This is a genomic window from Streptomyces sp. NPDC003248 (assembly GCF_055563235.1).
Genome location: NZ_JBVHDT010000008.1, coordinates 303,008 through 323,929, shown reverse-complemented (window position 1 = coordinate 323,929; position 20,922 = coordinate 303,008). Strand labels below are relative to the sequence as shown.

Sequence of the window (20,922 nt, the reverse complement as noted above, 5' to 3'; positions counted from 1 at the left end):
GTCCCCGGGCCGGCTCAGTAGCCCCGGTACTGCTGGTTGCCGTACGGGTCCTGGTACTGGGGGGCGGCGGGCCGGGGAGCCGCGGGGCGCATCGCCTCGTAGCCCATGCCGGGCGCGGCCGGGCGCGGCTGCTGCGCCTGCGGGCCGGGGTAACCGCGCGGCGCGGTGGCCTGCGGCGGGATGTAGGCCGCCGGGGCCTGCTGCAACGGCGCGGGCTGCTGCATCTGGGGGTAGCCGTAGGACGGCTGGGACGGTGCCGCCGGGAGGGCGGGCAGCGCCGACGGCAGCGCGGGCAGGTTGCTGCCGGTGTCGTAGGCGGCGGGGACCCGGATCGGGGCGATCTGCGGGGTGCCCCGCTCGGCCACGAGCGAGTCGTAGATCGGAGTGTCCGGGAAGGAGGCGGAGTAGTAGCCGCCGCCATAGGTGGAGCGGGGGGAGGTCATGGCACATAAGTTAAGCCCACGATGTGCTGGTTGGGGAGACCGATAAGAGGGTTGTTTTCCGTGTCGGCGGTGACCTTGGATCCTCAATGCGAGCGAACTTGGGAAAAAGGGGCGGCATCCACGGTTTGGATCGTGTAAGGGCCTATTTCTGAGGGGGGTTACCGGCGGTCCGGCCGGCGCGGGCCACGGCCGCTCCGGTGCCGGGCGGACGCCTTCCGGGGCCGGTGTGCGCCCGTTCCTGTGCCGGGGATGGGAGTTCGCCGTCCGGCCGCATAGGTTGGCCGGACAGAATCCCGATGGGTGCCGGGGCACGTGGTCCGGTGCGGAGACAGGTGATGGGGGCGGACATGTCGATGTCGAAGGGATCCAACGCTCCGGTGCCGACGACGGCACTGCGCGTCGAGGTGGGCTGGCGCTCCGGGCCGGGCGTACCCGACGCGGACGCCTCGGCACTGCTGCTGGCCGCCGGAAAGGTCCGCTCCGACGCCGACTTCGTCTTCTACAACCAGCCGGCGCATTCCTCCGGAGCGGTCCGTCACGAGGGCAAGCGGGAGACCGGCGGCCGGGTGACCGACACCCTGGTCGTCGACCTCGCGCGCGTGGAGCCCGCGATCGAGACCGTCGTCCTCGCGGCCTCAGCCGACGGCGGCGCGTTCGGGCAGGTGCCGGACCTGTGCATCGAGGTGCGGGAGGCGGCCCGCGACACCGTGGTCGCCCGGTTCGACAGCACCGGAGCCACCGTCGAGACGGCGTTCGTGCTCGGGGAGTTCTACCGCCGCCAGGGCGCCTGGAAGTTCCGGGCCGTCGGCCAGGGCTACGACAGCGGACTGGAAGGTCTCGCCACCGACTTCGGCATCACCGTCGACGAACCGCAGCACACCGGGACCCCGGCGGCCGGCGCGCCCACGCCGCCGCCCCTCCCCCCGACGCCGCCCGCCACCGTGCCACCACACGCCCCCCGCACCCCGCCGCCACCGCCCGCCGCACCGGTCCGCCTGACCAAGGTGACGCTCACCAAGGCCGCCCCGGCGGTGTCGCTGACCAAACAGGGCGGCACCTCCGGCGCCATGCGCGTGAACCTCAACTGGGAGGTGCGCAGGCAGTTCTCGGGCTGGGGCAGCAAGCGGGGCCGAGCGATCGCCCTGCACAACGACCTCGACCTCGACCTGTGCGCCCTGTTCGAACTGTCCGACGGCCGCAAGGGCGTCGTCCAGTCCCTCGGCAACGCCTTCGGCGCCCTGCACCAGCCGCCGTACATCCATCTCGACGGCGACGACCGCACCGGTGCCCTCGCCGCCGGGGAGAACCTCACCATCAACCTCGACCACAAGGACGACTTCCGGCGCATCCTCGTCTTCGTCACCATCTACGAGGGCGCCCGTTCCTTCGCCGACCTGCACGCCACCGTCACCCTGCACCCCCAGTACGGCGCCCCGATCGACTTCTCCCTGGACGAGTGCACCGTCCCCTCGACCGTGTGCGCGCTCGCGCTGATCACCCGCCAGGGCGGCGACCTCGTCGTCCGGCGCGAGGCCCGCTACCTGGTGCCCGAGCGCGGGGTGAGCCCCCAGCGGACCGTCGACCACGCCTACGGCTGGGGCATGAACTGGACGCCCGGCCGCAAGTAGCGCCCGGCGCCGGACTCACCCCTCGTCGGCCATCGCGTCCGGACGCGCGTAGGTGCGGCCCTTCCAGGCCGCGCCACGCCCCCGGTGGTGCCGCACCGCGGAATCCACCGTCATCAGCAGATAGAGGAGCGCGGTGAACGGCAGCAGCGGGGCGAGCCGCACCGGCAGCCGGTAGTAGCGGAGCATCGGGACGTACGTCCCCGTCATCACCAGCCACGCGGAGCCCCCGAGCAGGGCTGCGGCCGGATCGCCCAAGAGGAACCCGGCGAGCAGGGCGACCGGAGGCGCCAGGTACACCAGCGCCAGCCCCAGCACCGTGCCCGCCAGCACCGACGGGTTGTGCCGCAACTGCGCGTAGGCGCTGCGCGACACCATCCGCCACAGGTCCCGCAGCCCCGGGTACGGGCGCACGCTCTCCACGTGCTCGGCGAGCCCCAGCCAGATGTGACCGCCGCCCGCCTTCACGGCCCGGGCCAGCGCCACGTCGTCGATCACGGCGTGCCGGATCGCGTCCGGGATCCCGGCCCGCTCGGCGGCCTCGGTCCGCACCAGCACACAGCCGCCCGCCGCGGCCGCCGTACGCGCCCCGCGCCGGCCGACCCGGCGGAACGGGTACAGCTGCGCGAAGAAGTAGACGAAGGCCGGCACGATCAGCCGCTCCCACCGGCTCTCCGCCCGCAGCCGCGCCATCTGGGAGACCGCGTCGAAGCCGCCGGTGCGCGCCGCCGCCACCAGTTCCCGCAGGCTGTCCGGCGCATGCGCGATGTCGGCGTCGGTCAGCAGGAGGTACTCGGGCCCACGCGCGCGTGCCTGGGCGACACCGTGCCGCACCGCCCACAGCTTCCCCGTCCAGCCCGCCGGCGGCTCACCGGGCGAGTCCACGGTCAGCGGCACCCCGCCGTGCCGCCGCGCGAGCTCCCGGGCCAGCTCCCCGGTCCCGTCGGAGCTGCCGTCGTCCACGAGGAAGATCTCCACCCGTCCCGGATAGTCCTGCGACAGCAGCGACGGCAGACTCGCCGCCAGGACCGCCGCCTCGTCGCGCGCGGGGACCACGACACAGACCGACGGCCATGCGCGCGGCTCCCGGCGCGGCGGCAGCCGCACGTCGGTGCGCCAGAAGAAGCCCTGACAGAGCAGCAGCCACAACCAGACGGCGAAGGACACGGCGGCGATCCACCCGATGAGGCTCACGCGCGCAGTCTTCCCCACCCGACGGGGCGGCACCGGCACATCGTCTATCGTGGCCGGGTGAAGATCGCGCTCATGGACTCCGGAATCGGGCTGCTGGCGGCCACCGCCGCGGTACGGCGCCTACGACCCGACGCCGATCTCGTGCTGTCCCTCGACCCCGACGGGATGCCCTGGGGGCCGCGCACCCCCGAGGACCTCACCACGCGCGCGCTGGCCGTCGCCGAGGCCGCCGCCGCCCACCGCCCCGAGGCCCTCATCGTCGGCTGCAACACGGCCACCGTGCACGCCCTGCCCGCCCTGCGCGCCCGTCTGGAACCGGCCGTTCCGGTGATCGGCACCGTCCCCGCGATCAAGCCGGCCGCGGCCGGCGGCGGCCACGTCGCGATCTGGGCCACGCCCGCCACCACCGGCAGCCCCTACCAGCGGAACCTGATCCGGGACTTCGCCGACGGCGTCCCCGTGGCCGAGGTCCCCTGCTGGGGCCTGGCCGAGGCCGTGGAGCGGGCGGACGAGGAGGCGATCGACACCGCCGTCGCCGCGGCCGCCGAGCTCACCCCCGAGGACGTGACCACCGTCGTCCTGGGCTGCACCCACTACGAACTCGTCGCCGAGCGCATCCGCGCCGCCGTCCAGCGCCCCGGCCGCCCGCCGCTCGCCCTGCACGGCTCGGCCGGCGCCGTGGCCGCCCAGGCACTGCGCCGCATCGGTGCCGGACCCGCGCCCGACGCACCGGCGCACGGCACGGTGACCGTCCTGCTCAGCGGCCGGGAGGGCGTGCTTCCCGTGCCCGCCCTCGCCTACCCGGAGGGCCGGCTCCTCCAGGAGGTCAGCCCGGCCCGGTGACCCCCGGCCGCCCGGACGGCCGGATTCCGTCCGTCGTCGTCCGGTCGGCGCAGTCACCCTGCGCGACCCGGTACCGGCGGAGCGAAACGTGAGTAACCTCATGAATATGAGGGACCACCACCCCCGCGACGACGACGTCCCGAACCCCGAGGTCTGGCACGGACGCGCCACCAACCGCTTCCAGTGGCTGCTCGCCATCGCCGGTGCCGCCTGCATGGCGCTCGGCATCGCACTGGCGGTCGACTCCGCGTGGACCTCGGGCATCGCCCCGCTGGCCATGTCCGTCGTCGGCTGCATCGCCGCCGGACTGCTGGTCCTCTTCGGCACCCTCGCCTTCGTGCACGTCGACCTTAAACTCGACCGGGAGTGCCTGGAGATCCGCTGCGGCCACATCGGCGTCCCGCGCCGCCGTATCCCGCTGGCCCACGTCGCCGGAGCCGACTTCGAACCGCACGTCACCCCGCGCCACTGGGGCGGCTGGGGCTATCGCTGGCGTCCGGAGAAGGGCACCGCCGTGGTCGTACGGCGCGGCGAGGGCGTGGTGCTGCGGCTGTGGGACGGCCACACGTTCACCATCACCGTGGACGACGCCGAGTCCGCCGTACGGGTCATCCGGGACCGGCTGCGGCAGGAGACGCCCGGCGCGGCGCACTGACCTCAGGCCGCCGGGCGGTCGCCCCACGGACTCGGGTCCCCCCACCACTGCGTCGGCGCCCCGGCAGCCTGCGGCTCGGCGCCGAACGGGCGGGCCGTGGCCAGGCCGGCCAGCAGTCCGGCGCCGGCCGACACCGTCGTGAAGCTGAGCGCGTTGCCGACCGAGGCGAGCGCGGCCAGCGCCGTGAGCGTGGCACCCGCCGTGAGCACGACCGGGGTCGGCCGCGCCGCGCGCCACAGCGCGAACAGCACCCAGCAGAAGGCCGCCGCCAGGAGCAGCACTCCCACGACGCCCTGTTCCGCGGCCATCTGAAGCGGCGCCGAGTGCGGCCTGCCGTCGGACGGCGCCACCCCGGCCGCCGTGGCACTGAGCTCCCCGAAGCGCCCGGGGCCCACGCCCAGACCGGCGTCGCCGCGCGCCAGGCCCAGGGCGTCGTGCCACAGGCCGACCCGGTGGGGCGTCAGCTGGTCCTCCAGCGCGGCGGCGAGTCCCGCGGGCAGCGCGTTCCCGGCGACCGCCCAGGTCAGGCCGGTCACGACGGCCGCCACCAGGGCCAGGCCCGCCAGCCCCGGCCCCCGGTGGCGTACCCGGCCGGCGGCCAGGGCGCACAGCAGCACGCCGCAGCAGGTCACCACCGCCACCGTCGAGCCGAGCACCGCCCCGGCGAGCGTGATGCCCGCCGCCAGCCCCCACAGGCCGAGCCGCACGACGGGCCGGGGAGCGGACCGGGCGGCGCAGCAGGCGGCACCGGCCGACAGGGTGAGCACCGCGGCCGTGGCGCCCGCGCGGCCCAGGGGCGCGGCGATCTCCGGCCCCGGCGTGAGCCGCGGCAGCGCCACCGTCAGGGCGAGCCCGGCCAGCGCCGCCGCTCCGGGCGCGGCGACCGGCAGCAGCGCCCCGGCGATACGGCCCGTGGCATATCCGGCGGCCACGGCCAGCACCGCGAGCAGCACGCCCTCGGGCCGTCCGCCGTGCGCGGCCGCGGTGATCAGTGACCAGGCGGCGCAGGCGCCGAGCACCGCCACACCCGTCACGTCCGAAACGTTTCGTCTGTCTCCGTCCGCGTCCTGACCGGCCGTGGACGTCATCCCCGTGGACCCCACCCCGTCCGTCCCCCCTGCGTCCGGTCGCCCCCCGACCGTGACGGCCCCGGTCACCCCGCGCGACAGGAGCTCTGCCACACCGTAACCGCTGATGGGCGGTTTGGGGATGCGTCGTACACGGGCGTGCGGGCCCGAGGCCGGCACCGGCCGAGGCGCCGTGCGGGCGACGGGTACGGCCTTCCCTGACCGGGCCGGGCCGGGGCCGAGCCGCCCCGTGGACCGCGTTGCCGGCCGAAAGGTCACCCGCCGTAGACTCCCGGGGTGACCGTCACCGCACCTTCCGTGGACCGACAGGACGAGCCGGAAGCCAAGGCCTCGCCGTCGTGGGGCGCCCGGCTCCTGCGCCTCGTCCCGGCCGCCGCAGCGGCGCTCTCCGGAGTGCTGCTCTACGTCAGCTTCCCGCCGCGCACCCTGTGGTGGCTGGCCCTGCCGGCCTTCGCCGTGCTCGGCCGGGTGCTGCGCGGCCGCGGCTGGAAGGCGGCCTTCGGCCTCGGTTACCTCTTCGGCCTCGGCTTCCTGCTGCCCCTGCTGGTGTGGACCGGTGTCGAGGTCGGCCCCGGCCCCTGGCTGGCCCTGGTCGCCATCGAGGCGGTCTTCGTCGCCCTGGTCGGCGTCGGCGTCGCCGCGGTGTCGAAGCTGCCGGCCTGGCCGGTGTGGGCTGCCGCGGTGTGGATCGCCGGCGAGGCGGCACGCGCGCGCGTGCCCTTCCACGGCTTCCCCTGGGGCAAGATCGCCTTCGGGCAGGCGGACGGTGTCTTCCTGCCGCTCGCCGCGGTCGGCGGCACCCCCGTGCTCGGCTTCGCCGTCGTCCTGTGCGGCTTCGGCCTGTACGACGTCGTCCGCGTGGGCCTGGAGTGGCGGCGCACGCGGACGGTGCGGCGCCCGGCCGCCGTCATCGCCCTGCTCAGCCTCGCCCTGCCGGTCGTCGCGGCCCTGGCCGCCCGCCCCCTGGTGAGCGACGAGGCCGAGGACGGCACCGCGACGGTCGCCGTCATCCAGGGCAACGTCCCCCGCCTCGGCCTGGAGTTCAACACCCAGCGCCGGGCCGTGCTCGACCACCACGCGCGCGAGACGGAGCGGCTGGCCGCCGAGGTGGAGGCCGGCAAGGTGCCCCGGCCCGACTTCGTGCTGTGGCCCGAGAACTCCTCCGACATCGACCCCTTCGCCAACGCCGACGCCGCCGCCGTCATCGACAAGGCCGCGCGGGCCATCGGGGCGCCCATCTCGGTCGGCGGGGTCGTCGAGCGCGACGGCAAGCTCTACAACGAGCAGATCCTGTGGGACCCGGACAAGGGCGCCACCCAGACCTACGACAAGCGGCAGGTCCAGCCGTTCGGGGAGTACCTCCCGCTGCGCTCCCTCATCGGCGCCCTCAACGACACCTGGACCTCGATGGTCCACCAGGACTTCAGCCGGGGCGACGAGCCGGGCGTGTTCGACTTCGGCGACGCCCGGGTCGGCCTCGCCACCTGCTACGAGGCCGCCTTCGACTGGGCCGTGCGCGACACCGTCACCCACGGCGCCCAGATGATCTCCGTCCCCAGCAACAACGCCACCTTCGACCGCAGCGAGATGACCTACCAGCAGCTCGCCATGTCGCGCGTACGCGCCGTCGAGCACAGCCGCACCGTCACGGTGCCGGTGACCAGCGGGGTCAGCGCGATCATCATGCCGGACGGCACGATCAGCCAGAAGACCGGCATGTTCGTCGCGGACTCCCTGGTCCAGGAAGTGCCGCTGCGCTCCTCGCAGACACCCGCGACCCGCCTCGGCATCCTGCCGGAGATCGCCCTGGTGCTCGTCGCCGCGGGTGGTGTGGGCTGGGCGATCGCCGCCGGAGTGCGCGGACGGCGGGCCTGACGGGGGACGGATGCGGACGGCGGGTCCGACACCCGTGCAGGCCCCGGGTTCCCCCGGGCCGGACGCCGGCCCCGTTAGGGTCGGGGCATGCCGATTCCTGACTTCATCCGTGACATCCGGGCCACTGCCGGCCACCAACTCCTCTGGCTCCCCGGCGTCAGCGCCGTGGTCTTCGACGACGACGGCCGGGTACTGCTGGGGCAGCGCTCGGACAACCAGCGGTGGACCGTGATCACGGGTATCCCGGACCCGGGGGAGCAGCCCGCGGACTGCGCCGTCCGGGAGGTCTACGAGGAGACGGGCGTGCGCTGCGTGCCCGAGCGCGTGGTGCTGGTCCGCTCCGGACGGGAGGTCGAGTACCCGAACGGCGACCGGTGCCGGTTCATGGACATCACGTTCCGCTGCCGGGCCGTCGGCGGGGAGGCCCGGGTCAACGACGACGAGTCCCTCGAGGTGGGCTGGTTCGAGCTGGACGCGCTGCCGGTGATGCACGAACGGCAGCTGTTCCGCATCAAGCAGGCCCTCTCCGACGAACCCACATGGTTCGAGACCACGACTTCCTGAAGAACTGTGGGGCCTGACCATATGGGGTGGGGGGTGGGCGCTGCCTAGGGTCGAGTCATGACCACGCCCCCCGCCGCCCCGGGTTCCCCCGCCCCCTCGCTCGACCTCGGCGGTCGCACCGCCCTCGTCACCGGCGCCGCCGGTGGCATCGGCCGCGCCTGTGCGCTGCGGCTGGCGGCCGCCGGGGCCGAGGTACGGGCCGTCGACCGGGACGCCCCCGGTCTTCGGGCGCTCGCCGAGAGCGCCGCCGGCCTGCCGGGCGTCGTCGAGCCGCACGTCCTGGACCTCACGGACCTGGACGCCGCCGAGCGTGCCGCCGCCGGAACCGACGTCCTCGTCAACAACGCCGGACTTCAGCTCGTGCGCCCCCTGGAGGACTTCCCGCCCGACGTCTTCCACACGGTGCTCACCGTGATGCTGGAGGCGCCGTTCCGGCTCATCCGCGGCGCCCTGCCCCATATGTACGGCCAGGGCTGGGGCCGCATCGTCAACGTCTCCTCCGTCCACGGGCTGCGCGCCTCGGCCTACAAGTCCGCGTACGTGGCCGCCAAGCACGGGCTGGAGGGCCTGTCCAAGACCGCCGCCCTCGAAGGCGCCGCCCACGGCGTGACCTCCAACTGCGTCAACCCCGCCTATGTGCGCACCCCGCTGGTGGAGCGGCAGCTCGCCGACCAGGCGAAGGCGCACGGCATGCCCGAGGAGCGGGTGCTGGCCGAGGTCCTCCTGCGGGACAGCGCCGTCAGACGGCTCATCGAACCGGAGGAGGTCGCCGAGGCCGTCGCGTACCTGTGCGGCCCGTCGGCGTCCTTCGTCACCGGCACCTCGCTCGTCCTCGACGGCGGCTGGACCGCGCACTGAGCAGCACCGCGGCCCGTGGGACGGGAGTTTTCCACAGGGCTGACGGGCCGGCCCGGTCATGAGTGATCCTGTGAGCATGTCCCGCGATCACCTGGAGCCGGCCGAGAGCTCCGCCAGCGATGCCCAGGCACCCCGGGGTGCCGAGGCGGCCCCGGGCGCCCCCGACGGCGTCGAGGCGCCGTTCCTCGCGCTGCTCGCCCGAGGAGCTCCCGCCGAGGCGTACGAACGGCCGGTCCTGCTCGCGCGCGCCGAGGGGCTCCCCGTCGAGGGGATCGCGGCGCTCGAACACGCCAAGCTGCTCGCGCTGCGGGTCCGCGCCGAGCTGGAGGGGCTCCGCCGGCGGGAGACCGAGCTGTCGGCGCTCTTCGAGACCGCCCACGACCTGGCGGGCCTGCGCGACGTCGACGCCGTCCTCCAGGCCATCGTGCAGCGGGCCCGCTCCCTGCTCGGCACGGACGTCGCCTACCTCAGCCTCAACGACCCGGTCAGGGGCGACACCTACATGCGGGTGACCGAAGGCTCGGTCGCCGCCCGCTTCCAGCAGCTGCGCCTCGGCATGGGGGAGGGGCTCGGCGGCCTGGTCGCCCAGACCGCCCGCCCGTACGTCACCGACGACTACTTCCGCGACGACCGCTTCCGGCACACGGCGACCATCGACGCGGGAGTCCACGACGAGGGCCTGGTGGCCATCCTCGGCGTCCCGCTGACCCTGGGGGCGACCGTCATCGGAGTGCTGTTCGCCGCGGACCGGCGCGCCCGGGTCTTCGAGCGGGAGCAGATCGCGCTGCTCGGCTCCTTCGCGGCGCTGGCCGCGGCCGCCATCGACACCGCGAACCTGCTCACCGAGACCCGCTCGGCCCTGGCCGGACTGGAACGCGCCAACGAGATCATCCGGGACCGCAGCGGGGTCATCGAACGCGCCTCGGACGTCCACGACCGGCTCGCCGAACTCGTCCTGCGCGGCGGCGGCGTCCACGACGTGGCGGCCGCCGTCGCGCAGGTCCTCGACGGCACGGTCGAGTTCACCGAGACCGCCGACACACCGTCCGAGGCGCTGGAGCGGTCCCGCGCCGAAGGACACGCGGTACGGCACCGGGACGACTGGGTCGCCGCCGTCGCCGCGGGCGGTGAACTGCTCGGCGCGCTCGTCCTGCGCGGCCACCCCGGCCTCGACCCCGTCGACCAGCGCACCCTGGAGCGCGCCGCGATGGTCACCTCCCTGCTGCTGCTCGCCCGGCGTTCCGCCGCCGAGGCCGAACGGCGCGTCCGGGGCGAGCTGCTCGACGACCTCCTCGACGCCCGCGACCGCGATGCGCGCCTGCTGCGCGAGCGCGCCTCGCGGCTCGGGGCCGACCTCGACGCCACGCACGTCGTGCTCGCCGCCCGTCTGGACGCCGACGCCGCCGACGCCGATCAGGAGGCCGTCGCCCGACGGCGCCTGTGGTCCGCCGCCTCCCACCTCGCCGCCACCCGGCACGGCCTGGCCGCCGCCCGGGACGGCGGCACCGTCCTGCTGCTGCCCCTCGCACCCGGCGACACGGCGACGGAACTGGCCCGCCGTACCGCCCGCCGGCTCGGCACGGCCGTCCGCGAGGCCGTCACCGTCGGCGCCTCCGCGCCGGTCCGGGACCTCACCGACCGCCCGGACACGGTGGTCGCCGCGTACGAGGAGGGCCGCCGCTGTCTGGACGCCCTGCGCCTGCTGGGGCGCGCCGGAGACGGGGCGGCGGCCGAGGATTTCGGCTTCCTGGGGCTCCTGCTCGCCGGCAGCCGCGACGTCACCGGCTTCGTCGAGCGCACCATCGGCCAGGTCGTCGCCTACGACGAGCGGCGCGGCACCGATCTGGTGCGCACCCTGGACGCGTACTTCGCCAGCGGCATGAGCCCGGCCCGCACCAAGGACGAACTCCACGTCCACGTCAACACGGTGGCCCAGCGCCTGGAGCGCGTCGGCCGCCTCCTGGGCGACGACTGGCAGAGCCCGTCCCGCGCCCTGGAGATCCAACTGGCCCTCAGACTGCACCGATTGGCGTCCTCCATATCCCGCTGACCCCGAGCCGCCGCCCCCATACGCGGGCCGGCGTACGGGGACGACGAGCGGGGTTCGACGAGCGGGGCCGTGGCCCGGGCGGGATCAGACGGCGCGCGCGTCCGCAGCCGGGGCCGTCGTGGACTCGGCGTCGGCGGAGGCATCGATCTCGGCGAGGTCGCGGTGACGGGTCTCCCGGGCCGCGCCCACCGCGACGACCGTCAGCAGGGCAGCGGCGATCACGTACAGGGCGATCGGCGTGGAGCTGTCGTAGTCGGCCAGCAGCGCGGTGGCGATCAGCGGTGCCGGCGCGCCGGCCGCGACCGAGGCGAACTGCGCGCCGATGGAGGCGCCGGAGTACCGCATCCGGGTCGCGAACATCTCGGAGAAGAACGCGGCCTGGGGCGCGTACATCGCCCCGTGCAGCACCAGACCGACGGTCACGGCGAGGAGGAGGCTGCCGAAGCCGCCCGTGTCGACGAGCGCGAAGAACGGGAACATCCACAGCCCGACCCCGACAGCGCCCAGCAGGTACACGGGACGCCTCCCGATCCGGTCGGAGAGCGCCCCCCAGGCCGGGATCACGGCGAAGTGCACGGCGGAGGCGACGAGGACGGCGTTGAGGGCGGTCTGCTTGGAGACCCCGGCCGACGTCGTGGCGTAGACGAGGATGAAGGCGGTGATGACGTAGTAGGAGATGTTCTCCGCCATGCGCGCCCCCATGGCGACCAGCACATCACGCCAGTGGTGCCGCAGGACGGCCACGAGCGGCAGCTTCTCGGCGGCCGCCCGTGTCGCCTTGCGCGCCTCGACCTGGGCCAGCGCCTGCCGGAAGACGGGCGACTCGTCGACGGACAGCCGGATCCACAGACCGACGATCACCAGCACACCGGAGAGCAGGAAGGGGATCCGCCACCCCCAGCTCCCGAAGGCGGAGTCCGACAGCACGGCGGTGAGCAGCGACAGCACACCGGTCGCGAGCAACTGGCCCGCCGGCGCCCCGGTCTGCGGCCACGACGCCCAGAACCCGCGCCGCCGGGCGTCCCCGTGCTCGGACACCAGCAGCACGGCCCCGCCCCACTCACCGCCCAGCGCGAAACCCTGCACCAGGCGCAGCAGGGTCAGCAGCACCGGCGCGGCCGTCCCGATGGTGGCGTGCGTGGGCAGCAGCCCGATGGCGAACGTCGCCCCGCCCATCAGCAGCAGACTCAGCACCAGCAGCTTCTTGCGTCCCAGCCGGTCCCCGTAGTGCCCGAAGACCAGCGCCCCGAGCGGCCGCGCGGCGAATCCGACGGCGTAGGTCAGGAAGGACAGCAGCGTGCCGACGAGCGGGTCGGAGCCAGGGAAGAACAGCTTGTTGAAGACGAGGGCGGCGGCCGAGCCGTAGAGGAAGAAGTCGTACCACTCGATGGTGGTGCCGATCAGGGACGCGGCGACGATGCGCTTGAGGTTCGACGGGGCTGGAGGAGCGGCTGCGGGCGACGACATCGGCACCACTTCCTGGCGTTCGACGGGGACGGTTGCGTGTCGCCATACCGTAGGAAGGCGCAGGTCAGAGGCGTATGTGGTGGGACACCATAGTTTTGGGCGCGGGAGTGCGCGCACCGACCATGGAGGCGGTGCGGGGGTTCCAAGGCGGCGCCGACGAGGGCGGCATCTGTGCCCGCCGTGGTCCGCGGACGGTGTGGTCGGCCCTGCGCTTCACCGCCCGGTGCTTCACAGTCTCCGTCTCGTTGTCGCGGCGGGGCCCGTCGGTGTCTCAGTGACCGGGTACAACGGGTGTTCCGACCTCGTTCCTGCCGCCGCGCGGCACCCTGAGTGGGTGTTCCGCTGGTGCGGCCCGCGCCATTTACCGCGAACTTGAGCGCACTCACCGGACCGCCAACAATTCTTTTGACTGCACAGGGGACGCCCGGGACCGCTGCGGAAACGCCGGGCTACCGGCTACCGGGCAGAACGCGCGAACGCGCCACCACGAACCCGACCGTCGCACCGCCACCGGGCCGTGGCCGTGCGAACGCGGTGCCGCCGTGCGTGTCCGCGACATCCCGGACGATGGCGAGACCGAGCCCGGACCCGGGCAGGGCACGCGCGGTGTCGGCCCGGTAGAACCGGTCGAACACGCGGGCCCGGTCGGTGTCGGTGATGCCCGGTCCGCGGTCGCTGACGGTGACGGTGCCCCGGTCGACGCGCACCTCGATCGGCTCGCCGTCATCCGCGGCGAACTTGGCGGCGTTCTCCACCAGGTTGCCCACCGCCCGTTCGAGTGCCTGGGGGCGGCCGATGACCTGGCGGTCGTCGGCGTCGATGTGGACCAGGCGTCCGGTACGTCGGTAGACGCGCCGTGCGGCCCGGCGGGCCACCGCCCCCAGGTCCACGGGCTCCTCAGCCTCGTCACGGCCGCCGGCCAGGGCCAGTTCGACGAGTTCGTCGACCAGCCGGCCCAGCTCACGTGTCTCGCCCTGGAGATCGTCAAGAAGCCGCTCACGGGCGGGCGGGGTGAGTTCGGCGACGTGCCGCAGCACCGTGGCGTTGGTCAGCAGGCTGGTCAGCGGCGTCCGCAGTTCGTGAGCGGCGTCCTGCACCAGTCTTTCCTGGGCCTCGCGGGCGGCGGTGAGCCGGGTCAGCATCATGCGGAACGAAGCGGTCAGCCGGCTCACCTCGTCACGCCGGCCCGCCGGACCCGCGTCCTCGAAGCCGGTGTGGTCCTGGGCGCCGACCGTTTCGGCGGCCTCGGTCAGGAGGATCAGACGCCGGGTGATGCGGCCCGCGACCAGCAGGCCCGTGCCCGCCGCGACGAGGGTGACGGCGAGGCCGGCCCCGGTGATCTCCATGGCCATGCCGTGCAGCACGTGATAGGTCTGGTCGACCCCGACGGCCGTCTGGAGAGCCCCGCGTCCGCTGCCCAGCGCGGTGGTCAGCAGACGGTAGGTGGTGCCGTCCGCGACGACCTCGGTGGTGAACGATTCTCCCGCCGTCCCGGTGGCCGCGAGGGCGCGGGCGGCGGCGTCCGGCACCGGCAGGGCGGCCGCCGGGCCACCGAGATGGGTGCTCGTGCCGTCGGAAGCCACGGCGCGTACGACCGGGCGGCGCTCCTCCTCGTCACCCGGCCCCGGTGAATCGGCCCCGGGAAACAGGTCAGGGCTCTGCGCCAGCGCCTCGGCGACGGCCGTGGCCTGCCCTCCCGCCCCCGCCACGGCCGTTGTCTGGGACCGCAGGCTCCGGTCGATCTCCGCGAGGACACGGTCCCGGACGGCGTCGTAGCTCAGCATCCCGACCAGCGCCGCCACCAGGGCGCCGACGGCGGCGAACGCCAACGCGAACCGCGAACGCAGACTCATGGCCGCCGCACCGCGTAGCCGACACCCCGCACCGTGCGGATCAGGTCGGGCGCCCCGGCGTCGGCGAGCTTGCGCCGCAGGTAGCCGATGTAACCCGCCAGGTTCTTGACGTCCACGGCGGCGTCGCACCCCCAGACCTGCCGGTAGAGCACCGCGTGGTCCAGGACCAGGCCCTCGTTGCGTACGAGCAGCTCCAGCAGATCGAACTCGATCTTGGTGAGGGGCAGCCCGGTCTCGCCCCACCAGGCGAGCCGGGCGGCCGGGGAGATCCGCAGCGACGCGATCCGGAGCACCTCCTCGGCCCTCTCCGGCTCACCGGCCTCCGGCGCACAGCCCGGTGCCGACACGGCCCGGCGCAGCAGCGCCCTGATCCGGGCGAGGAGTTCGGGGACCTCGAACGGCTTGGGCAGATAGTCGTCGGCGCCCGCGTCCAGACTGGCGACCCGGTCCGCGAGGCCGGAACGGGCGGTGAGCATCAGGACAGGGGTGCGGTCACCGGAGGCGCGCAACACCCGGCACACGGCCACACCGTCGACATGCGGCATCGTGACATCGACGACCAGCACCCCGAAGGTGTCCCGGCCGGCCCGGGCCAGTGCCTGCACGCCGTCGGCGACGGTGACGGCGTCGTACCCAGCCAGTTCCAACGCCCGGGCGAGCGCCTCACGTACCGCGCGGTCGTCGTCGGCGACGAGGACCCGACGCGGCACGTCAGTCCGCCGGCACGTCGTCTCGGACATCACGGCGCCCGGCCCCTCCGCCATGTGCGTACTCCTCACCATGAACACCTCCGACGGACCTTGCGACCGCGGCCGGCCTGCGACTCGGTTCTCATCCGCTTCCCGACTTCCTCCGGACGGTTTCTCAGCGCTCCCTCGCAGCATGGGTATCTGACCACGCCTTCCTTAGCCCCGTTCACAGGAGTGTCATGCCGTCCCACACCCGCCCTGTACTGCGTCGGCCCGTGGTGGTCGCCGCGTGCCTCAGCGCCGCCCTCGGTACCGTCGGCTACCTCGCGTTCGACCCCGGGTCCGCCTCGGCGACGGTCGCCAAGAAGGCCGTCCCGGCTTCCGCGTCCCGCACCGGAGCCGGTGGCGCCAACACTGCCGAGGTCGTCAGGGCCGCCAACGCCTTCCTCGCGACGCTGTCCGACGAACAGAAGGAAACCGTCCTCTACGACTTCGACGACGAGGCGAAGAAGACGGGCTGGTCCAACTTCCCGACCGGTGTCGTGAACCGCAACGGACTCAAGCTCGGTGACCTCACCGACGAGCAGGAGGCCGCGGCGATGAAGGTCATGAAGGCCGCGCTCAGCGAGCACGGCTACGAGGAACTCGTGGAGATCCGCAAGGCGGACGACTACCTGGCCACCCAGACGGACGCCGCCGGCGGCGGCACACGGCCCAGCCCCACCTCCACGGACCTGCCCAGCGGCACCCCCAGCGAGACCGCCAGGGGCGGTACCGGGGGCGGCGCGGGCGGCGGTGCCAACTTCGGCTCGGAGTGGTACTACATCTCTTTCTTCGGCCAGCCCAGCAAGACCGGTGAGTTCATGGTCCAGTACGGCGGCCACCACGCCGCGTACAACATCACCTATGCAGGCGACAACGTGACCCTGTCGCCCACCCTGACCGGCGTCGAGCCGACGGAGTTCACCGTCGACGGGGTGGACTACACCCCGCTGGAGGACACCCGGACCACCACCATGGCGGCCATCCAGTCGCTCACCGACGACGAGCTGGCCGCGGCCGAGATCGACGGCAGCTTCGACGACCTCTACCTCGGTCCCGGCAACGACGGCCCCTTCCCGGAGGAACCCGAGGGCGTCCTGGTGAGCAGCCTCACCAAGAAGCAGCAGGCCAAGGTCACCGCGATGCTGAAGACCTGGGTCGGTGACCTGGACGAGAAGGCCGCCGCGAAGCTCATCGCCAAGTACGTCTCGGAGTACGACGAGACCTACATCGGTTGGAGCGGTGGCACGACGATCGACAACGCGGAGACGTACGTCCGTCTCGACGGCCCGTCCGCCTGGGTCGAGTTCTCCAACCAGCCCGGCGCCTCGACCGACGAGATCCACCAGCACACGATCTTCCGCGACGAGACCGCCGACTACGGCTGGGAATGACGGAGCCCCACCCTGTGCGCCGCCTTCTCACCACCCTTCTGATCTCGGCGTTCCTGCTGGTCGGCGGCCTCGCGTCGCCGGCCGGCGCGCACCCGATGAGCACTTCTGCCGTCCTCCTCGACCTCCACGACGACCGCGTCGAGGGCGAGATCGAACTGCCCATCGACCGCCTCGCCGTAGCCGTGGACCGCGACCTCACCCGCGCCAGTGTCCTCGGCACCGACCGGACCTTCCTCCACCGGTACGCGGCACAACACGTCAGCGCCGTCGGCGAGAACGGCACCTCTTGGAAGGTCACCCTCGGCACGGGCGCCGTCCGCACCATCGACGGGGTCGCGCACCTCGTCTATCCTCTGACGATCACACCGCCCGCCGGCGGCGACGTCACCGACTTCGACCTGCGTTACGACGTCATCGTGGAGGAGCTGCTCACCCACGACATCGTCGTGACCGTCCGCTACGACTTCGACCGGTCCATCCTGAGCTCCGACGACGCCGAGACCCTCGGGATCATCGACCGGGACACCACAAGCCTGACGGTTCCGGCCGGTGAGGGCTCCTGGATCCAGGGATTCCTGTCCACCGCCGGGCTCGGTGTCCAGCACGTCGGCGAGGGCGCCGACCATCTTCTCTTCCTCCTCATGCTGCTGGTCCCAGCCCCCCTGCTGGCTTCCGGGGGACGCTGGCGCACCGCCGGCGTGCCGTCCGCGCGGTGCAGTTTCCGGCGGGTCGTGCACGTGGTGTCCGCGTTCGCCGTCGGCCACTCGCTCACTCTGGCCCTGGCGGCCTTCGGGGTGATCGACGTGCCGACCCGGACGGTCGAGACACTGATCGCCTTCTCGATCACGGTCTCCGCCGTCCACGCGATCCGGCCGCTGGTGGCCCGGGGCGAACCGCTGATCGCCGCCGGCTTCGGGCTCGTCCACGGGACGGCGTTCGCCTCACTCGTCGGTGAACTCGGCGTCGACCGGGACTCGCTCGTGACCACTCTGCTCGGCTTCAACCTGGGCATCGAGGTGACCCAGCTGCTCGTCGTCGCACTGATGATGCCATCGCTGATCGTCTTGTCCCGGACGGCCTTCTACCCCGCCTTCCGGATCGGGATCGCCACCCTCGGCCTGGTGTTCTCGGTCTCCTGGATGCTGGAGCGGGCGACGCTGACGTCGTCGGACCCGTTCGAGGGCGTCCAGACGTGGCTGGTCGGGCATCCGCTGCTGGTCGCGGTGTCGGTCGCGGCCCTCGCCGCCGTGGCCCGGCAGGTGGCGCCCCGGGTCGGCTCGCCGGGCCCGGTGACGGGGACCCGTAGGAACAGTCCAGGAGACGCACAGGCCAACGGCGCGCGATCGGCTGCGGAGCCGAAAACGATCAATCGTTAGATCTCCGACATCGTGTCCGTGTTGCGAGCGGCTTGTGGCTCGCAGCCATGAAGCAGGGAGTGGTGTCCAGCGAAGCGCAGGGCTGTCCTGATGGGCCCGGCCGCGACAGCCGCGGCACCGACGACCGCGGCCTGTTCCTCCGGCTCCGGAACGGAGAGCGCCGCCCAGGCGAACGCGGCGAAGCCGGCCGCGTCGAGCGGCCACATCGCCGGAGTCACGGCGATCACGGAGGTGTTCGGCAACGGTCAGCGGCCGACCGGGACCCGGCAGCCTTCCTGGACAGGGTCGCCGATCTCACCGGCTACCGGCGGGCCGGTCACGATTCCTGAACGGCGCTGATCAGCCTTGTGCGACAGCTTGCGACAGGGGGCGGCGCCGGTGTGCGCCGCCCCCTGTCGCGTCTCCCCGACGCCTCGTCGACGCCTCGTCGACCGTCGGTGCCGTCGTCGAGCAGGGCGGGTGTCGGGTATCCGGGGACGGGCTCCCACGGCGCGCGGACATCACGGCCAAGGTTTCAAGGCAACGGCACCGCCGACCCGTCCACCTCTTCGACTTCCGAAGGGAGCGGCGCGACCCGGCTGACCCAACGGGCGGAAGAGCCGATGGCAGTTCAGAAGTTGTAGAGATTTGTGTCGCACATGTTGCCCACAGTGTTGCCGCCCGGTTACGTTCCTCGGGCATCACCTCGTAGGTCTCCGGCGTATCACCCCCTGGTCGGAGGCCCGCCTGGGGCGACGTGTCCCGACCTGTCACCACGGCGCCTCGGACGCCGGGCGGGACATCGCCGAACGCCTCGCCGGCCCTGACCTCGCGTCGGCGCATCGGCGGGGACGACGGGTTTTCCGGCCCGCCACGACGTCGACCGCCACCAGCCCAGCATCCCCGTCCCGCAACGAGTTGTTCCCGGTAAGAGCGGCGTACACCCGACGTCGCGGCGCCGCCCACCACAGCCGCACCCGACCGTCGATCCCTCACGCCCATCTGAGAATGCCCGTCACCAGACAGACAGCAGGGGAGCTCATGAGCACCATCACCGCTCTGCGCGGCAAAGGCCGCGTCGTATCGACCGCTGTGGCACTTCTCGCCCTGGGACTCGTCCCCGTGGTCGCCCGGGCCCAGTCGACGGACACGCCCGGCGCGCGCCCCGTCTCCACCGTGGTGAACACCACGAACGGCAAGATCCGGGGAACCCATCAGACGGACTACCAGCAGTGGCTCGGCATTCCTTACGCCGCCGACCCGGTGGGCGCCCTGCGCTGGACGGCCCCGAAACCCGCGGCGAAGTGGTCCGGAGTCCGCGACGCCACCGAGTTCTCCGACCGCTGCGCCCAGAACAGCGGATGGGACCCCGGATACGAGAAGACCATCACCACCGAGGACTGTCTGGCCCTCAACGTGTACGTCCCCGACAACGCCCGGGCGAGCGCGCCGGTCCTGGTGTGGATCCACGGCGGAGGCTTCACCGGCGGCGCCGGACAGGACACCAACCCGCGGAAGTTCATCGAGCAGACGGGTGCCATCGTCGTCACCGTCAACTACCGCGTGGGCGTCCTCGGAACTCTGAACCTGCCCCAGTTGCAGGCCGAGAGCAAGAACGGCCCCGGCAACTACGGCCTACTCGACCAGCAGGCCGCACTGCGCTGGGTCCACTCCAACATCGACCGCTTCGGCGGCGACCCGAAGAACGTGACCATCGCGGGACAGTCGGCGGGCGCCGGTTCGGTCTGCGACCACCTCGCGTCCCCCACCGCCAAGGGCCTGTTCGCCCGCGCCGGCATCATGAGCGGCAACTGCAACCTCCAATCGGCCGCCTCCGGCCAGGCACAGAGCGAGGCGTTCGTCGCGACGGTCGGCTGCGACACGGCGTCCGACATCCTGGCCTGCCTGCGCGCGAAGCCCGCCACCGAGCTGCTCGCGGCGCAGAAGAAGTCCGGCGTCTCCCCGTCCGTCGGAGGAGCCGCCTTCCCGGTCAACCCCGGCACGGCCGTCCAGGCCGGCGACTTCCACCGCGTACCGGTGATGCTCGGGCAGACCGACAGCGAGCGCGGCCTGTTCACCTACCAGAACTACGACTACCTGGGCACGCCGATGACCTCCGCCCAGTACGAGTCCGCGGTGCGCTCGGCGTACGGCACCGACGCGGCCCGCGTCCTCGCCGAGTATCCGCTCAGCGCCTACCCGACACCGGGGGAGGCGTGGACCGCCGCGCAGAACGGCTCCACCTCGTACGCCCGGCAGCAACTCATGGCCACGCTGTCGAAGTGGGTGCCGACCTATGCCTACGAGTTTGCCGAGAGCGACACCCCGCACTTCGCCTCCGTCTTCCGCCTCCAGCAGCAGAGCGCGACCGCCCGCGACTTCCCCTTCGGAGGTGCCGTCCACGTCGACGACCTCGGCTACCTCTGGGAGTACCTCGGCCAGACCCTGCCCTACGACGACGACCAGCTGGAGCTGTCCCGGCAGATGATCACGTACTGGGGCCGGTTCGCCGAAGCGGGCGACCCCAACGGATCCGGCACACCGAACTGGCCCGCCTACCGCGCAAGTTCGGGCAAGCTCATGTCCCTGGTCGCCTGCGACACCTCACCCGCCGACGGAGCCGCCCCCGCCGCCTGCTCCCGGGTGAGCGGTGACTTCGCCACCGAGCACAACCTCGCCTTCTGGGCCGGCCTCCCCGGCTGAACCCCGCCCCGTGGTCCTCGCGTCGCCCGCTCCCGAAGAGGGAGCGGGCACGCCCCCCGATCCACCGGAGGCAGAGATCCCCACGCTCCGACCCGGCCGAACAGATCGACGCGCTCAAACGGGTCCGAGTCTTCGTCGGCGGCGGCCGGCAGGAACCCAGCCACTACTACCAACTGGGCGGTCTGGCGCCTGAACCTGCGTGACTTCCTCCTGCGCACCGCCTT

17 protein-coding genes are annotated in these 20,922 nt (G+C 73.0%); 10 read left to right on the top strand and 7 right to left on the bottom strand.

What is annotated here, in order from left to right; genetic code table 11:
- Window positions 1–14: 14 nt before the first annotated feature.
- Entirely contained in the window at window positions 15–443 is a 429-nt protein-coding gene (locus ACZ3KJ_RS21305) for a DUF6643 family protein (protein WP_389516429.1), read from the bottom strand.
- A gap of 353 nt (window positions 444–796) precedes the next feature.
- Here ACZ3KJ_RS21305 and ACZ3KJ_RS21300 point away from each other — a divergent pair, with 353 nt between their 5' ends.
- Entirely contained in the window at window positions 797–2,071 is a 1,275-nt protein-coding gene (locus ACZ3KJ_RS21300) for a TerD family protein (RefSeq protein WP_467529090.1), read from the top strand.
- 15 nt (window positions 2,072–2,086) lie between these two features.
- On the opposite strand, the gene ACZ3KJ_RS21295 is transcribed toward ACZ3KJ_RS21300, so the two are convergent.
- Window positions 2,087–3,280, bottom strand: coding sequence for a glycosyltransferase (locus ACZ3KJ_RS21295; RefSeq protein WP_467529022.1), 1,194 nt, complete (start codon window positions 3,278–3,280; stop codon window positions 2,087–2,089).
- Window positions 3,281–3,319: 39 nt separating this feature from the next.
- On the opposite strand from ACZ3KJ_RS21295, the gene ACZ3KJ_RS21290 reads away from it, so the two are divergent.
- Both ACZ3KJ_RS21290 and ACZ3KJ_RS21285 read left to right on the top strand, forming a co-directional pair.
- Window positions 3,320–4,105: a glutamate racemase gene (locus ACZ3KJ_RS21290; RefSeq protein WP_467529021.1), complete on the top strand. Its 786-nt coding sequence runs from the start codon at window positions 3,320–3,322 to the stop codon at window positions 4,103–4,105.
- Between the two features lie 106 nt (window positions 4,106–4,211).
- Window positions 4,212–4,760, top strand: coding sequence for a hypothetical protein (locus ACZ3KJ_RS21285; RefSeq protein ID WP_467529019.1), 549 nt, complete (start codon window positions 4,212–4,214; stop codon window positions 4,758–4,760).
- 2 nt (window positions 4,761–4,762) lie between these two features.
- Here the strand turns inward: ACZ3KJ_RS21285 and ACZ3KJ_RS21280 are convergent, their stop codons facing one another.
- On the bottom strand, window positions 4,763–5,848 hold the full coding sequence (locus ACZ3KJ_RS21280; protein WP_467529017.1) for an O-antigen ligase family protein: 1,086 nt from the start codon (window positions 5,846–5,848) through the stop codon (window positions 4,763–4,765).
- 276 nt (window positions 5,849–6,124) lie between these two features.
- Here ACZ3KJ_RS21280 and lnt point away from each other — a divergent pair, with 276 nt between their 5' ends.
- The 4 genes from lnt (at window position 6,125) to ACZ3KJ_RS21260 (ending at window position 11,195) form a co-directional block, all read left to right on the top strand.
- Window positions 6,125–7,723 (top strand): apolipoprotein N-acyltransferase, encoded by a 1,599-nt coding sequence (lnt, locus tag ACZ3KJ_RS21275; RefSeq protein WP_467529015.1) that lies wholly within the window; start codon window positions 6,125–6,127, stop codon window positions 7,721–7,723.
- 87 nt (window positions 7,724–7,810) lie between these two features.
- Window positions 7,811–8,287, top strand: coding sequence for an NUDIX hydrolase (locus ACZ3KJ_RS21270; RefSeq protein ID WP_389516419.1), 477 nt, complete (start codon window positions 7,811–7,813; stop codon window positions 8,285–8,287).
- Between the two features lie 57 nt (window positions 8,288–8,344).
- On the top strand, window positions 8,345–9,145 hold the full coding sequence (locus ACZ3KJ_RS21265) for a 3-hydroxybutyrate dehydrogenase (RefSeq protein WP_467529013.1): 801 nt from the start codon (window positions 8,345–8,347) through the stop codon (window positions 9,143–9,145).
- Window positions 9,146–9,221: 76 nt separating this feature from the next.
- Entirely contained in the window at window positions 9,222–11,195 is a 1,974-nt protein-coding gene (locus tag ACZ3KJ_RS21260; RefSeq protein ID WP_467529011.1) for a helix-turn-helix domain-containing protein, read from the top strand.
- A gap of 84 nt (window positions 11,196–11,279) precedes the next feature.
- On the opposite strand, the gene ACZ3KJ_RS21255 is transcribed toward ACZ3KJ_RS21260, so the two are convergent.
- From ACZ3KJ_RS21255 to ACZ3KJ_RS21245, 3 genes are all read right to left on the bottom strand, one after another.
- Window positions 11,280–12,662 carry an MFS transporter gene (locus ACZ3KJ_RS21255; protein ID WP_467529009.1) on the bottom strand — a complete coding sequence of 461 codons (1,383 nt, stop codon included), beginning with the start codon at window positions 12,660–12,662 and terminating at the stop codon, window positions 11,280–11,282.
- 449 nt (window positions 12,663–13,111) lie between these two features.
- A complete protein-coding gene (locus ACZ3KJ_RS21250; RefSeq protein WP_467529007.1) occupies window positions 13,112–14,515 on the bottom strand; it encodes a sensor histidine kinase in 1,404 nt (467 codons plus the stop codon).
- Window positions 14,512–15,225, bottom strand: a complete 714-nt coding sequence (locus tag ACZ3KJ_RS21245; protein WP_389517403.1) for a response regulator transcription factor — start codon at window positions 15,223–15,225, stop codon at window positions 14,512–14,514. The genes ACZ3KJ_RS21250 and ACZ3KJ_RS21245 overlap by 4 nt, the downstream gene beginning before the upstream one ends.
- Before the next feature lie 218 nt (window positions 15,226–15,443).
- On the opposite strand from ACZ3KJ_RS21245, the gene ACZ3KJ_RS21240 reads away from it, so the two are divergent.
- Window positions 15,444–16,640, top strand: a complete 1,197-nt coding sequence (locus ACZ3KJ_RS21240) for a DUF3500 domain-containing protein (protein WP_467529005.1) — start codon at window positions 15,444–15,446, stop codon at window positions 16,638–16,640.
- 14 nt (window positions 16,641–16,654) lie between these two features.
- On the top strand, window positions 16,655–18,016 hold the full coding sequence (locus ACZ3KJ_RS21235) for a HupE/UreJ family protein (RefSeq protein ID WP_467529003.1): 1,362 nt from the start codon (window positions 16,655–16,657) through the stop codon (window positions 18,014–18,016).
- Here ACZ3KJ_RS21235 and ACZ3KJ_RS21230 read toward each other — a convergent pair.
- Entirely contained in the window at window positions 18,013–18,234 is a 222-nt protein-coding gene (locus ACZ3KJ_RS21230) for a hypothetical protein (RefSeq protein WP_467529001.1), read from the bottom strand. The two genes, ACZ3KJ_RS21235 and ACZ3KJ_RS21230, sit on opposite strands and share 4 nt — an antisense overlap.
- 802 nt (window positions 18,235–19,036) lie before the next feature.
- Here ACZ3KJ_RS21230 and ACZ3KJ_RS21225 point away from each other — a divergent pair.
- Window positions 19,037–20,698 carry a carboxylesterase/lipase family protein gene (locus ACZ3KJ_RS21225; protein ID WP_467528999.1) on the top strand — a complete coding sequence of 554 codons (1,662 nt, stop codon included), beginning with the start codon at window positions 19,037–19,039 and terminating at the stop codon, window positions 20,696–20,698.
- Window positions 20,699–20,922: the final 224 nt, after the last annotated feature.